Raw genomic sequence first — 13,351 nt, forward strand, 5'->3', positions numbered from 1 at the left:
TCGCCGATGGCGGGAAATTACCCAATCAAGACAACTGGGGGAGCACGAGATGGGAAATGGGGCCCAGCCGACCGGTCAGGGCTGGACCCCGATCACCGGCAAGACCCGCCGGCAATCCCCAGGGGACGGTCAGGCCGTTGCCGAATAGCTCTGGCTGACTTGACCCTGTTGCAGCTTCAAGAAGCTCTCCAGGATACTGGCGAGATCCTCCTTGTTGACGTTGCCGGACGAGCTGCTGTCGGTGCTCTTTTGCAGCATCGCCAGCAATGCGTCGGTTTCGTCGTCATCGTCATCATCGGACGCAGAGGCTGGCGGCGGGCCACCGGCCCCGCCAGGTCCACCCGGACCACCGCCCGGACCACCACTGGGCGGCGGACCGTCCGGCCGGTGGCTCTTGAAGCCCGTCTCCAACTCGTCCGAGGTAAGCGAGCCGTCCGCATTGGAATCAAACGATGCGAACATCTCCTTCAACTCGGATTCGCTGGGGCCGCGACCATCCTGTGGGGCGCCGGCGATGAATTCGGCTTCATCGACGCCGCCGTCACTGTTGCTGTCGAGCTTGGCAAACATGTCTTCGGGCGAAGGCGGCTGGGGGCGCGAGGCCTCCTGCTGCTGGATCAGCGTGGCCCGCATCCCGTCGCTCAACTTCTGGAAACCAGTTTCCAGTTCGTCTTGCGTGAGCTTGCCGTCACTGTCGCTGTCGAAGCTGTCGAAAAGCTGCGTTGCCAGCGTTTCCTTCGAGGCGTCGGTTGAGCTTTCGCTGGCCCCGGCACCCTTCAGGAACTCCGCCTTGTCGATGCCACCGCTTTCGTCGGTGTCCAACTTGGCAAAGAGCTGTTGGCGCATCTGGCTCAGCGCGGCCGTACTTGACCCCGCTGCGCCATAGCTGGTTGAGATCATGGAGTGACTCCTCCTTTCGGGTTATGGATGCCGGCATGGGCGTGACGATGCGTCCATCGCCACCACCTTCCGACATCCACCCGCACATGTCGCAGGAAACATGCCATCAATATTTCAACGTGTTAGCAGGCATTTCCAGGCGCCACAGAAACAAAAAAATATAGTCGTCACTAACGGATTGCATTCATTGGAATCGGCGCGCGGCAGCGGCGGCACAAGCGGCGCTCAAGCGCGCCCGATATATGTCCGGATATGTCTGCGGCGCGAAAAGATATGCACCGAAAAACGCGCCGCCGGCTTTCCCATCCGGACTGCGGGGCGCGTTTATGGCGTTTTGTTTCCAGTAGCACTTGGCGATATGGTGCAGCGTCACACTTGACCCAGATCACATTGAGGAGCGATGCAGGAATGAGAGCCGTCAAAGTCAAGATTGCCGACATCTATGTTCCAACCGCCCTGCGGGCGCCGATCGATGCGGCCAAGGTTGAGGCGTTGGCGCTCAGCATCGCCGACCAAGGACAGCAGGAACCGATCCTGGTTCGCCAGGACAAGGATCGCTATGTACTGGTCGGCGGCCTGCACCGCGTGGAGGCCTGCAAGGCCCTGGGCGAGGTCACGATCATCGCCAATCTGGTCCAGGCGCGTAAGCATTAAGGCGGCAGAGGAGTTTTCCGGATTTGCTGAAGCTTGACCACCTGACCGTCATCGCCCCGACGTTGCGCGAAGGTGTACGGCATGTCCAGGAATGCCTGTGGATCGAGGTCCCGTTCGGCACGCGCCACGATTACATGGGCACCCACAATCACCGGCTTCAGCTGGGCGGCAATGTCTATCTCGAGATCGTGGCCCTGGACCCGGACGGCGCTGAGCCCGGCCGGCCGCGTTGGTTCGGCCTCGACAATCAGGAAAAGGTCAGATCTGACTGGGATTCCGGCCGGCGCCTGCGTGGTTGGGTCGCGAACACGGGTGACATCGTCTCGACCCTTTCGACCCACGCTGCGATCTTCGGTGACAAGGTTGCGCTGCCGACCGGCAGCCCAAGTTTCGACTTCGCCATCCCGGCGGATGGTTCACTGCCCCTGGATGGTGCCGCCCCCTCCCTCATCGATCACCGCGGCGATCCCACGTCGATGGCACAGATTCCGGACCTGGGCGCGCGCTTGCGGTCGCTCACGCTCGAACATCCGGACCCGGCGTCCATCCAGGCACTCTATCTCTCTCTGGCGATCGATCACCCGCCGATAGTCATGCCAGGTCCGCTCCCACGCTACCGCGCGGAAATCGCAACGCCGACGGGCTTGAAAGTCCTCACCTGACCGAGTGGCGGGCGTGTCTTTGAAGGGACCTCAGCCAACCGGGGCTTCAGTTGCGATGCGGCCGGCCCCAGCGTGTCAGCGCATAGATGGCACCACCGGCCAACAGTCCCCAGAAAGCACCGCTGATGCCAAAGAAGGTGAGGCCCGAGGCCGTCACGATGAAGGTGATGATGGCGGCTTCGCGGTCCTTGGCGTCCGTGACCGCCCCCAGCAACGATGACCCGAAGGCGCCCAGCAAGGCGAGCCCAGCCACGGCCTGGATGAGGATCGGCGGCGCGGCGCTGATGAAGGCCGTGGCAGCACCGGCACAGAGGCCAAAGAGCACATAGAAGATGCCGGAAATGACCGCCGCCCAGTAGCGGCGGGCTTGGTCCGGATGCGCATCGGGACCGGCGCAGAGGGCGGCCGTGATGGCGGCAAGATTGACCGCGTGCCCGCCGAACGGCGCCGACAGCAGGCTGAACAACCCCGTGACGCTGAACAGCGGCCCTGGATCCGGCCGATAACCGTTGACGTTAAGGACGGCGATGCCGGGAATATTTTGCGACGCCATGGTGACGATGAAGAGCGGCAGGGCGATGCCGATCATGGCAGAGAGATCGAATTGCGGCGCGACGAGGACCGGCTGCGGCCACAGCGCATTCATATCGAGATGACTGACATCGACGGTCGCCGCAATGATGCCGACGGTCACGATGACCGCTGCCGGCACGGCAAGGAGCCGCTTCCATTTGGCGACCAACGCCCAGGTGACGATGATGGCAAGACCATAAGCCGGTGCCGCCGCCACGGCCTTTACGGGTGCCAGGCACAGGCCGAGGAGGACACCTGCCAGCATCGCATTGGCGAGCGGCGCCGGAATGGCGGCCACCGCCCGCCCCAATGGCTTCCACAGGCCGGCAATGACGATCAGCAGGCTTGATATGAGGAAGGCGCCGACGGCGCTGGCGAATCCGCCGGCCGGAGCCGCGGTGGCGGCGAGCAAGGCAGCACCCGGCGTCGACCAGGCGATGCTGATGGGCTGGCGCTTCTTCAGGGAAAGGATGATGCCGCACAGGCCCATGGCGATGGAGAGGGCCATCAGACCCGATGCCGCTTCGACCTGGCTGGCGCCGACAGCTGTCAGGCCTTGAATAATGACGGCGAAAGACGACGCAAAGCCGACGAAGGACGCGAGTAATCCTGCCGAAAACGCTTCGATTGAAATGCCGCCGCCCTGCGGATGCGCTGACTGCTCTGCCATAATCCCCAATCACCTCGTTACGTCGGCGGCGACAATGTGGCATCTGCGGTGGCGAGTAAAGTGTGGGTGAGAGCCCATATATCCTTACCTCCCCCCTTGAGGGGGAGGTCGCGCGGTACGCGCGGGCGGGGGAGTAATGGCGCGACCGGGTTCGCCACCGTGCAGCGGAGAGATACCCCCCTCCCTGGCCCTCCCCCTCAAGGGGGGAGGGAAGAATTCAGAGAATCACCTTACCCGAAGATGGTCTTCAAATCCGACTGGGGATCGGCGAGGACTGGCGGGTCGGCGGTCATGCCGGCCTCCAGCGCCTTCTTTCCCAGGGCATAGGCCAGGGCGTCGTTCATGGCATCGATGGCGACAAGCCGGCCACCTTTGAAGTACCAGATCGACTGGGTGCCGGGACGCTTGCCCGGACGCAGGACCGTGCTGTCATAGCCGCGGTTGAGACCGGCAATCTGCAGCTTGATGTCGTATTGGTCCGACCAGAACCAGGGCTTCGGATCGTAATCCTTGGTCTCGCCCAGGAGAACGGCCGCCACATGCTCAGCCTGATCGATGGCGTTCTGCACAGATTCGAGCCGCGTGCGCTCGCCGCGCCAGAGGAAATTGGCACAGTCGCCAGCGGCGAAGACATGCGCATCGCTGGTGCGGCCCTGCCCGTCGACCAGAATGCCGCCATCCACCGCGATGCCGGCCTCTTTCGCCAGGTCGTCGTTGGGCAGAATGCCGATACCGACGATCGCCACATCCACCGGCAGCAGGCTGCCATCGGCAAGCTCGGCGCCAGTCACGCGTCCATCCGCGCCCACCAGCTTGGCAAGCCCGGTCTTCTCGCGGATGGTGACGCCGTGGGATTGGTGCAGCGCACGGAAAAAATCGGAGGTCGGTGCCGCAGCCACGCGCTGCAGGATGCGGTCCGCCATCTCGATGACCGTGACCTGCAGCCCCTTTTGCGCCGCCACCGCCGCTGCCTCAAGCCCGATATAGCCGCCGCCGATGACCAGCAACTTGGCGCCGGCTTTGAGCGTCGGCGCAATCGCATCGGCATCGGCCAGATCGCGGACAGTGAAGACACCGGCAAGGTCACCGCCGATCGCGGCCGGCAGCCGGCGCGGACGCGATCCAGTGGTCAGCACCAGATCGCGGTATTTGAGGCGCGACCCGTCGGCAAGTTCCACCTCATGCGCCGCCGGATGCAGGGCCGCAACGCGCGTCTCCAGACGCAGATCGATCTTTTCTTCTTCGTACCAGCTGAGCGGGCGCACGAAGAGCCGCTCCAGCGCCAATTCCCCAGAGACGTATTTCTTGGAAAGCGGAGGCCGCTGGTAGGGGGCGGCCTTCTCCGCGCCGATGATGACGAGCGGACCGTCATAACCGAGCGAGCGGAGCTTGGCAGCGCAAGACGCACTCGCCTGCCCCGCGCCGACGATGACGATCGGTTCACGCATGGAAATGGCGTCCCTTCTAGATCTGCGGGACGCGGAGCACGATGCCGTCCAGTTCCTCGGTCGCCACGATCTGGCAGGAAAGGCGGCTCGTCGCCTTCCGCTCGGCCGTGGTGATCTCCAGCATGTCGTCCTCCATCTCGCCGGGCTTGCCGGTCTTGGCGACCCAGTCCGGTTCGACATAGACATGGCAGGTGGCACAGGACAGGCAGCCGCCGCACTCGCCGATGACATTCGGCACGTTGTTGGCGACCGCCGCCTCCATCAGATTGTGACCGATGGCGACCTGGGCACTGATTTCGCGCCCATCCGCCAGGATCCAGGTGACTTTGGGCATGTAGCCTTCCCCACTCGCTGCCTAGATGAAGTTGATATAATAGTCGCGCAAGGCTTCGGCATCGAGCCCCGCCACGCGCTCGATCTCATGACGTTTCACGAAGACATGGTTCTCGACCAGCCCTTCGCCCACCGCCGCGACTAGTGCCTTGTCCGCCTCCAGCGCGTCAAGAGCGCCGCCGAGATTTTCCGCAACCCCGTCCTTGGCGTCATGGGTTTCCAGGCAGTCCGCCGTTTCGGCCGGCGCCAGGTCATAGTTCCCCACAAAGCCCAGGCGGGCCGCCTGCAGGATGGTGGCAACGGTCGTATAGGGATTGGCGGCACCATCGGCCATGCGGTGTTCGATGCGGGATTTGGCACCACCTTCGGCCGAGAGGCGCGTGGTGACGCCGCGATGGTCGACGCCCCAATTGCGCCAGAACCCGGAAAGGCTCGCGGGTTTCAGGCGGTCATAGGAGTTCACCGTCGGGGCGATCAATCCGGCCATGGCGGCATGATGATGCATGAGGCCCGCGATGCAACCGCGCGTCAGCGCCGGCATTTGTTCCGGGACCGTCGCATCGCCCACGGCATTCTTGCCGGCCTTGTCGGCGAAGCTGAAATTCACATGCAGGCCGTTCCCGGCCAGATTGAGGATCGGCTTGGGCATGAAGGTTAACAGCACGCCATGTTCCAGCGCCACTTCACGCGCCAGCAGACGGAACAGGAAGATGTCATCGACGGCCTTCAGCGCCTCGTCATAGGTGAGGGTGAATTCGAATTGCGGCGAATCATATTCCGAGGTGAAGCAGTCGATACGGAAGCCGGCAGCGGTCGCCTTCTCCCAGATCGCATCGGTAAAACGCAGCGGATCGGTGAAGGGACCGGTCGAATAGACGAAGGCACCCGGCGTGTCATAGGGAACCCATTTGCCTTCCGGATTGCGCACGAAGGCATAGGCTTCAAGTTCGATGCCGACCTTGGGGCTGAAACCGAGCTTGTTCCAATCGGCGATCGCGCGCTTCAAGGCACCGCGACCACAGAGTGGCAGCGGGTTGCCCTGGCCGTCATACTGATCGGCAATGACGACCTTGGTGTTCGGTTCCCAGCCCGCGCGGATATCGGCCGCCTTGTAGACCGCGTCATAATCCGGCAGGCCTTCCAGCATCTTGGAACCCGGCGCCGGGATGAGGTCCTTGGCATAGCTCACCGCATAGACGCCGATGCAGAAGCGTGACGAACTGTCGACCATCTTGGCGGCCGGCAGATATTTGCCGCGCGCCAGGTTGAGATGATCGCAGAAAAGAAGTCGCAGCCTTTCGCCGCCAGCCATGATGAAGTCTCCCAGACTTGGATTGATGCTTGCTTACAATGGTTCTTAATGAGCCTTGATGGTAACCGGCAGGCGCTTGATGCCGCCGATGAAGTTCGAGCGCAGGAATTCATGGGCGCCCGTCTGTTCGATCGACTTTACGCGCTTCACCAATTCCTGCAGCAGAATCCGCACTTCCAGCCGTGCCAGCCACATGCCGAGGCAGACATGGGGCCCGCCCTGGCCGAAGGCGACGTGACGGTTGGGTGTCCGCAACAGATCGAGTTCGAAGGGGTTGTTGAAGACCTCGTCGTCGCGATTGGCCGAGATGAACCACATGATCACCTTGTCGCCGGCCTTGACCTGCTTGCCATGCAGCTCGAAATCCCGCGTCGCCGTGCGGCGGAAATGCATGGTAGGTGACGCCCAGCGGATGAACTCGTCGGGCGCCGTCTCCCAGACATTGCTGTCGCCGGCCTTCAATTGTTCCATCAACTGGGGGCGGTGGCACAGAGCATAGAGCGAGGCGGCGATGGAATAGCGTGTCGTGTCGTTGCCGGCTGCGACCAGCAGGCAGAAGAAATTGCGGAACTCCGTCTCGCTGATGACATTGCCATGGGCATCCGGCTGCAGGATGAGATGGAGCACGCCGGTCGTGTCGCCCTTGGCCTGCTTATCGCGCATCAGCTTCTTGGCATATTCATAAAGCTCCGCACCGGCCGGTGAGCGGAACGGCATCAGGCGATAGGCGTCGGTGTCGACCTTGTCGAGAACCAGGCTGGTGAATTCCGGGTCGGTATTGGCGATGAGCTGATCGCCCTTCTCCACCAGCCAATCGAGATCCTCATCCGGTGTTCCTAAGATCTGGCCCAGCATGCGCATCGGCAATTGCCGCGCGATATCCTTGGTGGCGTCGAAGGAACCCCGCGCCAGCACGTCATCGAGAATACTGTCGCAGATGGCCCTGATCTGCTGATCGAACTGAGCCACGACAGGCTTCGAGAACGCCTTGGCCACCAGCACGCGCGTGCGCGAATGTTCGGGCGGGTCGGTTTCCTGGAAGGTGCGGCGGGCCAGATATTCCTCATAGGTCTGGTCTTCCATGCGGATGCCTTGGGCCGAGCTCAACAACTCGAAATTCTTGTTGAGATCCATGATGTCGGCATGGCGGGTGATGGACCAGAACCCCTTGCCGCCCTGCATTTCGCTCCAGGACATCGGATCGTCGCGGCGCAGGCGCGCGAACGTGTTGTGCGGCGCGCCGTGCAGGAAGGCATCGTGACTGGAGAGATCGGCATGGCCGTCATCGACTGGCTTGAAACTCGTCATGAACGCTAGACTCCCAATTGGCTTCTTGTTCTTCAGGTCTCGGCACAGTTGCGCATTGTGCGCCACAGGGCCTCGACATCCTGTTGTTCGGTCAGATGTGCCCCCAGCGACAGGCGAACCATCCAGCGTCCATCCAATTGCGCTGGGGTGACATAAGCCTCACCCGATCGATTGACTTTTTCGGACCAATCGAGGGTATGGCGATCAAGTGCCGCGCCGCTCAAGCCCGCTGGCTCGTGGCGCACGCAGATCGTCTGCAGCGGTACGGGGGCGAGAACGCGCCAGCCGGGCGTCGCCTCGATCTCGCCTTTAAGCCATTGCGCCTGCGCCAGATCGCGGCGGAGGCGCGCCTGCAAGCCATCAACGCCTTGCTCGCGAATGAGGACCCAGAGCTTGAGGGCGCGGAACTTCCGGCCCAAGGGCAGGCCCCAATCGCGGTAATTCTTCACCTCGGCATCGGCACTGCTGCGCAGGTAGGACGGATTGGTCGACATGACCCGCACCAGATGCTGCGGATCGCGCACGTAAAAGAGCGAGCAGTCGAAGGCGACACCCAGCCATTTATGCGGGTTGGTGACGATCGAATCCGCCGCCTCGACACCCGCCCACATCCAGCGGCATTCCGGCAGGATCATGGCGGAACCGGCCATGGCCGCATCGATATGCAGCCACAAGCCGAATTCCTGCGCGATCGCTGCGATCTCCTTGACCGGATCGATCGCGGTGGTTGCCGTGGTGCCAACGGTCGCCACAATGGCGCAAGGCTTGCGGCCGGCGGCGAGATCGGCCTCGATCGCCGCACGCAAGGCCGCCGGATGCATGGCGAAGGCCGCATCGGTCGACACATGGCGGATGTTATCGCGCCCGAATCCGGCAAGAAGCGCCGCCTTGTCGACCGAGGAATGGCTTTGCGCGGACCCGTAAACCACCAGCGGCCGCTCTTGCGCCTGCAGGCCGCCCGCATTGGCGCCATAATTCGTGCTGCGTTCGCGGGCCGAGAGCAGCGCCACCAGCGTGGAGCTCGACGCCGTGTCCTGAATGACACCGGACCAGGCATCCGAGAGGCCCAGCATGCGGCGCATCCAATCGGTCGCCACTTCCTCGACCTCGGTCAAGGCCGGGCTCGACGCCCAAGAGAGGCCCAGCACACCAAGGCCGGTCGCAAGGTAATCCGCCAGCACGCTGGAGAGCAGGCTGTTGGACGGAAAGTACGCAAAGAAGCGCGGATGCTGCCAATGCGTGATGCCGGGCATGATCAGCCGCTCGACATCGCCCAACAGATTGTCGATCGATTCCGCCTGCTGCGGTGGCTCGGCCGGGAACGCCGCCTTGATGGCACCCGGCTGAATGTGGGTCGTGATCGGCTGTTCGCCCGCCCGGGCCCGGTAATCCGCGACCCAGTCGATCAATTGATGACCCAGCTTGCGGAATTCCTCGGGCGTCATTTGATTTCCGGCACCAGCGACTTGCCGCCGTTCCACACCACGCCGATCTGGCGGTAATAGCCGCCGATGATCTCCTTGGGCTTCAGATGCGACAATTCCTCGGTGGGTGAGTCAAAGAGTGCAAAATGATCGACCGAGGCAGCAAAAGGCTGGCCGCCTTCGAATTTTGCGCCGGAGGATTCGATCAGTTCGGCATGCGCATCGCCCTTGCCGTCGATGGCGGGCAGCCAGCGGTGATGCGCCATCGGATGACCGTTGACGAAGCCGTTCTTCTCAGAGGGGCCCTTCAAGGTGATGACCGCTTCGGCGAGGCGCCGGTCGGCGGCCGCCAGGGTCGCGCCGAACTTGCCGCCGGCCGCCACCTGGGGTGCCGGGGCGAAGGGATGCGGGCGCGTCATGTGGACCGAGCCGAATTTCTTCGGATAGCCCTGATGGATGCCACGCAGCATCGCGAAATCCTTGTCGACCCAGATATAGATGCAGCGCGAGTAGGTGCGGCCTTCGAAACTGCAGCGGACGACGGCGAAGGCTTCCTTATATTGGGCACGCACCGGATCGAGCATTTCCTCGTGGCTGCCGCCGCAGGACTGCCAATCGGCCCAGATGAGGGCGACGGCACCGGGATCTTCGGCCGCCAGCGTCAGCGGTGCCGGCAGGATATCAGCGATGAGCTTCGGGTCCGTGCGGTATTCGACGGTCAAGAGATCGCCGGCGTAATACCAAGGTGGCGACGGCAGCAGGCTGGAACTGCCGGTCGCTGAGCGCGGATAGAAGAAGCCTTTTTGCTGGGTCATGACCTTGCTTCCCCTTTCCTCAGGCGCCGGGTTTCTTCGGCGCGCGAATGCCGCGGAATTCCCAATCGCCGCCAAGTGCTGTCGAGAGCACTTCTTCGGATTCGGTCGGTTGCGCGCCAAGCTCGGTACGGATCTCGGCCGGGCCTTCGACGACGCGGTTGGATAGACGCCCCAGACCTTCGACCTCGACCTCGACCAGATCGCCGGGCACCACGGGGCGCGAATTGGCCGGCGTCCCGGAGAGCAGCACGTCGCCCGGCTCCAGTGTGATATTGCGGGCGATATCGGCCACAAGGTAGTTCATATCCCACGTCATCTCCGACGTGTTGCCGTCCTGTTTCAAGACGCCGTTCACATAGGTCCGCAGATACTTGTTGCGGAAATCCCACCCTGTGACGAAACCCGGCCCCAGCGGACAGAGCGTGTCGCTGCCTTTCACGCGCAGCATCGATCCAGCGTCGGTGTCGCGGAAGTCATGCAGACCGAAATCATTAGCGACCGTGTAGCCGGCGATATAGGCGCCGGCCTCGGCTTGGCTGATGTTGCGGGCGCGCTTGCCGATGACGATGGCAACCTCGCCCTCATAGTTCAGCCATTTGCAGTTCTTCGGCCGGACGATCTCACCCCAATGCGAATTGAGCGACGAGGTGGGCTTCTGAAAGTAAGTCGGTGTCGCCGACAGCTTGATCTGAAACTCGTGCACGCGGCTCACATGGTTGAGATGCACGGCGATGATCTTGCCGGGCTGCACGGGCGGCAAATGAATTGCGTCCTTGATGGCGACCCGGCGACCATCGCGCGCCACCAGTTCGTCGCCCTGGCGCTCGGTCTCGACCACGGCACCACCCAGCAGGATGCGGCGATATTCGGTCATCTTTCTCTCCCCTGTCGCCCGCGCTTACTCGGCGGCCTTGTTCTTACGCGTCCAACCACCGCTCGGGCGGTCGAACCAGATATGCACCTGGCCGGTGCCGATCGAATTTTCATAGTCGCTGAAGAGACGCCCGGGGGCGGCAAAATCGGTTTCGCCCACTGCCGCCGCCATCATCACATAATGGCCGAAATTGGCTTCCGGCTTGAACTTCAGGAATTCCGGCATTGTCTTGAGCACCTGTGCGTGATCACCGGCCTTGAACCAATCGATGCGGGCAAGGTCCGCCGCCGCATGTTCCGGGCTGAAGATATGCTGAACACCAGCCGCCTCATGGGCACGCAGTTTCTGCAGCGGCCAGAATTTGTGGCTCATGGCGCCGGAGGCGAGCAGCAAAACCTTTTTGCCGCTCTCCGCGATCGCCTCGCCCAGCGCCCGGCCGACGCGCAGGAAGTCATCGGTCTCGCCGGTCTGGGCGCAGCTCATGGAGAGCCAGGCCTCGTTACCCTTCTGCAGGTAATGGGCAACATTGACCGTGGCATATTGGATCGGCAGGCACGGATCGGCAATCGGCGTGATCCAGGTGCCGTGCTTCGCGGCCTTGCTCGCCACCAGTTCGGCAAAGGCTGGATCGCCCGGCAGATCGTAAGGCACCTGGCTCATGCCGCGTGGCAGTTCATCCGACGTATATTTGCCGGTGCGGCGTGCCGCACTGGTGATCACGAATTCGACCGTCGTGAACCAATGCGAATCCAGCACGACGACCACGTCATAGTCGAGCTTCGCCAGGACCTCGCGCTTCAGGCGATGCAGGCCTTCGACCAGGCTGAAATCCTTGCCCTCGTTGAGTTCGTGCCGGATCTTTTCCGGCAGCATGATGGTGGGCACATGGGCAATAAGCCCGCAGCCGACGACTTCGCCCATCACTTCCTCCAGCCATGCGGCGCAAAGACCGCGTTTTTGACGTCGCAATAGAAGTCGAACGACCACGTCCCACCCTCGCGACCGATGCCCGATTTGCCGTTGCCGCCGAAAGCCTGCCTGAGATCGCGCACGAAGAAGCAGTTGTTCCAGACCAGACCGGCATTCACCTCGCGCGTCACCCGCTCGGCGCGTTTTTCATCGCCGGTCATGACGACGGCGGCGAGGCCGTATTCGGTGTCATTGGCCATGGCGATCGCCTGCGCCTCATCCTTGAAGGATTGCAGACAGAGGACCGGACCGAACACTTCCTCGCGCAGGATCTCCGCATCATGCGCGGGGTCGGCAAAGAGCGTGGGGCGGAAATAGAGGCCGCCAAGATCCGTGTTTGGCCCACCGCCAATGAGCGGCTTGAGGCCCGATGCCTTGGCGCGCTCGACGAAGCCGGCGACGCGCTCGAAATGCGGGCGGCTGATCTGCGGGCCGATATCGAATATCTCGTCACGCGGATCGCCTTGCTTGATGTTCTTGGCCTTTTCCAGGAACGCCTCCTGAAATTTCGCGCGGATGCTTTCTTCGACCAGGATGCGGCTGCCGGCCAGACACACCTGGCCCGCATTGTCGTATTGCCCGATCGCCGTACTGACCGCGAGGTCGAAATCGGAATCGGCAAAGACGATGAAGGGTGATTTGCCGCCAAGCTCGAAGGAGAGCGGCACCAGATTGGGAGCAGCTGCGGCCGCGATCGTTCGCGCCGTCGGCACCGAACCGGTAAAGCTCAGCCGCCGGATTTTCGGGTGGCGCGTCAGCGCGGCGCCGGCATTGCGCCCCAGGCCCTGCACGACGTTGAAGACACCTGCCGGCAGGCCCGCCTCCGCCGTGATGTCCGCCAACAGCGAGGCGGTGAGCGGGGCCCATTCCGGCGGCTTGTAGACGACGGTGCAGCCCGCGGCCAAGGCCGGCGCGATGCGCCAGGTGCCCAGCATCAAAGGGGCATTCCAGGGCGTGATGATGCCGGCCACACCGCTCGGGTCATAAGAGATATGGTTGCGGTGGCCGCGCACATCGAAATCCGGATGGTCTAGCTGCAGCAGCCAATCGGCAAAGAAGCGGAAATTCATGGCAACGCGCGGCATGACCCCGCGCCGATGCGACCGCAGAAGCGAGCCGTTGTCGCGGGTTTCGACCACCGCCAGCTGCTCGACCCTGGCCTCGACCAGATCGGCGATCTTATGAAGATAGGCCGCGCGTTCGGCCGGGCTGGTACGGCGCCAGGTCTGGAACGCCTTATGGGCAGCGTTCACCGCCGCATCGACTTCCGCCTCGCCACCGGCCGAAACGTCGGCAATCGGCTGCTCGTCGATCGGTGATATGCTCTTGAAGCTCTCGGCGCTGCCGACGCGAGCACCGCCGATCCAGTGGCGGCCATCGATTTCGACACCCTCGACCAGCGACCTCAT

The 13,351-nt window shown here is 63.0% G+C and carries 13 protein-coding genes; 2 read left to right on the plus strand and 11 right to left on the minus strand.

The window, feature by feature from the left end:
* Positions 1-129: 129 nt before the first annotated feature.
* Positions 130-900, minus strand: a complete 771-nt coding sequence (locus SMD31_RS17400; protein WP_320502194.1) for an EF-hand domain-containing protein — start codon at positions 898-900, stop codon at positions 130-132.
* Between the two features lie 408 nt (positions 901-1,308).
* Between SMD31_RS17400 and SMD31_RS17405 the strand changes: the two genes are divergently transcribed.
* Positions 1,309-1,554, plus strand: coding sequence for a ParB N-terminal domain-containing protein (locus tag SMD31_RS17405; protein WP_320502195.1), 246 nt, complete (start codon positions 1,309-1,311; stop codon positions 1,552-1,554).
* Between the two features lie 23 nt (positions 1,555-1,577).
* Complete coding sequence (locus SMD31_RS17410) at positions 1,578-2,216, plus strand: VOC family protein (protein WP_320502196.1); 639 nt, start codon at positions 1,578-1,580, stop codon at positions 2,214-2,216.
* Between the two features lie 46 nt (positions 2,217-2,262).
* Here SMD31_RS17410 and SMD31_RS17415 read toward each other — a convergent pair whose 3' ends face one another.
* The 10 genes from SMD31_RS17415 to SMD31_RS17460 all read right to left on the minus strand — a co-directional run bounded on the left by SMD31_RS17415 (position 2,263) and on the right by SMD31_RS17460 (position 13,351).
* Complete coding sequence (locus SMD31_RS17415) at positions 2,263-3,459, minus strand: benzoate/H(+) symporter BenE family transporter (protein ID WP_320502197.1); 1,197 nt, start codon at positions 3,457-3,459, stop codon at positions 2,263-2,265.
* 230 nt (positions 3,460-3,689) lie between these two features.
* On the minus strand, positions 3,690-4,907 hold the full coding sequence (locus SMD31_RS17420) for an NAD(P)/FAD-dependent oxidoreductase (protein ID WP_320502198.1): 1,218 nt from the start codon (positions 4,905-4,907) through the stop codon (positions 3,690-3,692).
* A gap of 16 nt (positions 4,908-4,923) precedes the next feature.
* Positions 4,924-5,241, minus strand: coding sequence for a 2Fe-2S iron-sulfur cluster-binding protein (locus tag SMD31_RS17425; protein WP_320502199.1), 318 nt, complete (start codon positions 5,239-5,241; stop codon positions 4,924-4,926).
* Between the two features lie 21 nt (positions 5,242-5,262).
* Entirely contained in the window at positions 5,263-6,552 is a 1,290-nt protein-coding gene (locus SMD31_RS17430; protein ID WP_320502200.1) for a glutamine synthetase family protein, read from the minus strand.
* A 45-nt stretch (positions 6,553-6,597) separates the two neighbouring features.
* A complete protein-coding gene (locus SMD31_RS17435; RefSeq protein ID WP_320502201.1) occupies positions 6,598-7,860 on the minus strand; it encodes a cytochrome P450 in 1,263 nt (420 codons plus the stop codon).
* 32 nt (positions 7,861-7,892) lie between these two features.
* On the minus strand, positions 7,893-9,305 hold the full coding sequence (locus SMD31_RS17440; protein WP_320502202.1) for a pyridoxal phosphate-dependent decarboxylase family protein: 1,413 nt from the start codon (positions 9,303-9,305) through the stop codon (positions 7,893-7,895).
* On the minus strand, positions 9,302-10,099 hold the full coding sequence (locus SMD31_RS17445; protein WP_320502203.1) for an acetoacetate decarboxylase family protein: 798 nt from the start codon (positions 10,097-10,099) through the stop codon (positions 9,302-9,304). Before SMD31_RS17445 ends, SMD31_RS17440 begins: the two co-directional genes overlap by 4 nt.
* A gap of 19 nt (positions 10,100-10,118) precedes the next feature.
* On the minus strand, positions 10,119-10,973 hold the full coding sequence (locus tag SMD31_RS17450; RefSeq protein WP_320502204.1) for a fumarylacetoacetate hydrolase family protein: 855 nt from the start codon (positions 10,971-10,973) through the stop codon (positions 10,119-10,121).
* Between the two features lie 24 nt (positions 10,974-10,997).
* On the minus strand, positions 10,998-11,894 hold the full coding sequence (locus SMD31_RS17455; RefSeq protein WP_320502205.1) for a DODA-type extradiol aromatic ring-opening family dioxygenase: 897 nt from the start codon (positions 11,892-11,894) through the stop codon (positions 10,998-11,000).
* Entirely contained in the window at positions 11,894-13,351 is a 1,458-nt protein-coding gene (locus tag SMD31_RS17460; RefSeq protein WP_320502206.1) for an aldehyde dehydrogenase, read from the minus strand. The genes SMD31_RS17455 and SMD31_RS17460 overlap by 1 nt, the downstream gene beginning before the upstream one ends.

Source organism: Dongia rigui (genome assembly GCF_034044635.1).
Classification (GTDB): Bacteria; Pseudomonadota; Alphaproteobacteria; order Dongiales; family Dongiaceae; genus Dongia; species Dongia rigui.

Coding starts and splice junctions, on each gene's coding strand:
- SMD31_RS17400 (WP_320502194.1), bottom strand. CDS start 900: ATGATCTCAACCAGCTATGGCGCAGCGGGGTCAAGTACGGCCGCGCTG.
- SMD31_RS17405 (WP_320502195.1), top strand. CDS start 1,309: ATGAGAGCCGTCAAAGTCAAGATTGCCGACATCTATGTTCCAACCGCC.
- SMD31_RS17415 (WP_320502197.1), bottom strand. CDS start 3,459: ATGGCAGAGCAGTCAGCGCATCCGCAGGGCGGCGGCATTTCAATCGAA.
- SMD31_RS17420 (WP_320502198.1), bottom strand. CDS start 4,907: ATGCGTGAACCGATCGTCATCGTCGGCGCGGGGCAGGCGAGTGCGTCT.
- SMD31_RS17425 (WP_320502199.1), bottom strand. CDS start 5,241: ATGCCCAAAGTCACCTGGATCCTGGCGGATGGGCGCGAAATCAGTGCC.
- SMD31_RS17430 (WP_320502200.1), bottom strand. CDS start 6,552: ATGGCTGGCGGCGAAAGGCTGCGACTTCTTTTCTGCGATCATCTCAAC.
- SMD31_RS17435 (WP_320502201.1), bottom strand. CDS start 7,860: ATGACGAGTTTCAAGCCAGTCGATGACGGCCATGCCGATCTCTCCAGT.
- SMD31_RS17440 (WP_320502202.1), bottom strand. CDS start 9,305: ATGACGCCCGAGGAATTCCGCAAGCTGGGTCATCAATTGATCGACTGG.
- SMD31_RS17445 (WP_320502203.1), bottom strand. CDS start 10,099: ATGACCCAGCAAAAAGGCTTCTTCTATCCGCGCTCAGCGACCGGCAGT.
- SMD31_RS17450 (WP_320502204.1), bottom strand. CDS start 10,973: ATGACCGAATATCGCCGCATCCTGCTGGGTGGTGCCGTGGTCGAGACC.
- SMD31_RS17455 (WP_320502205.1), bottom strand. CDS start 11,894: ATGGGCGAAGTCGTCGGCTGCGGGCTTATTGCCCATGTGCCCACCATC.
- SMD31_RS17460 (WP_320502206.1), bottom strand. CDS start 13,351: ATGAGGTCGCTGGTCGAGGGTGTCGAAATCGATGGCCGCCACTGGATC.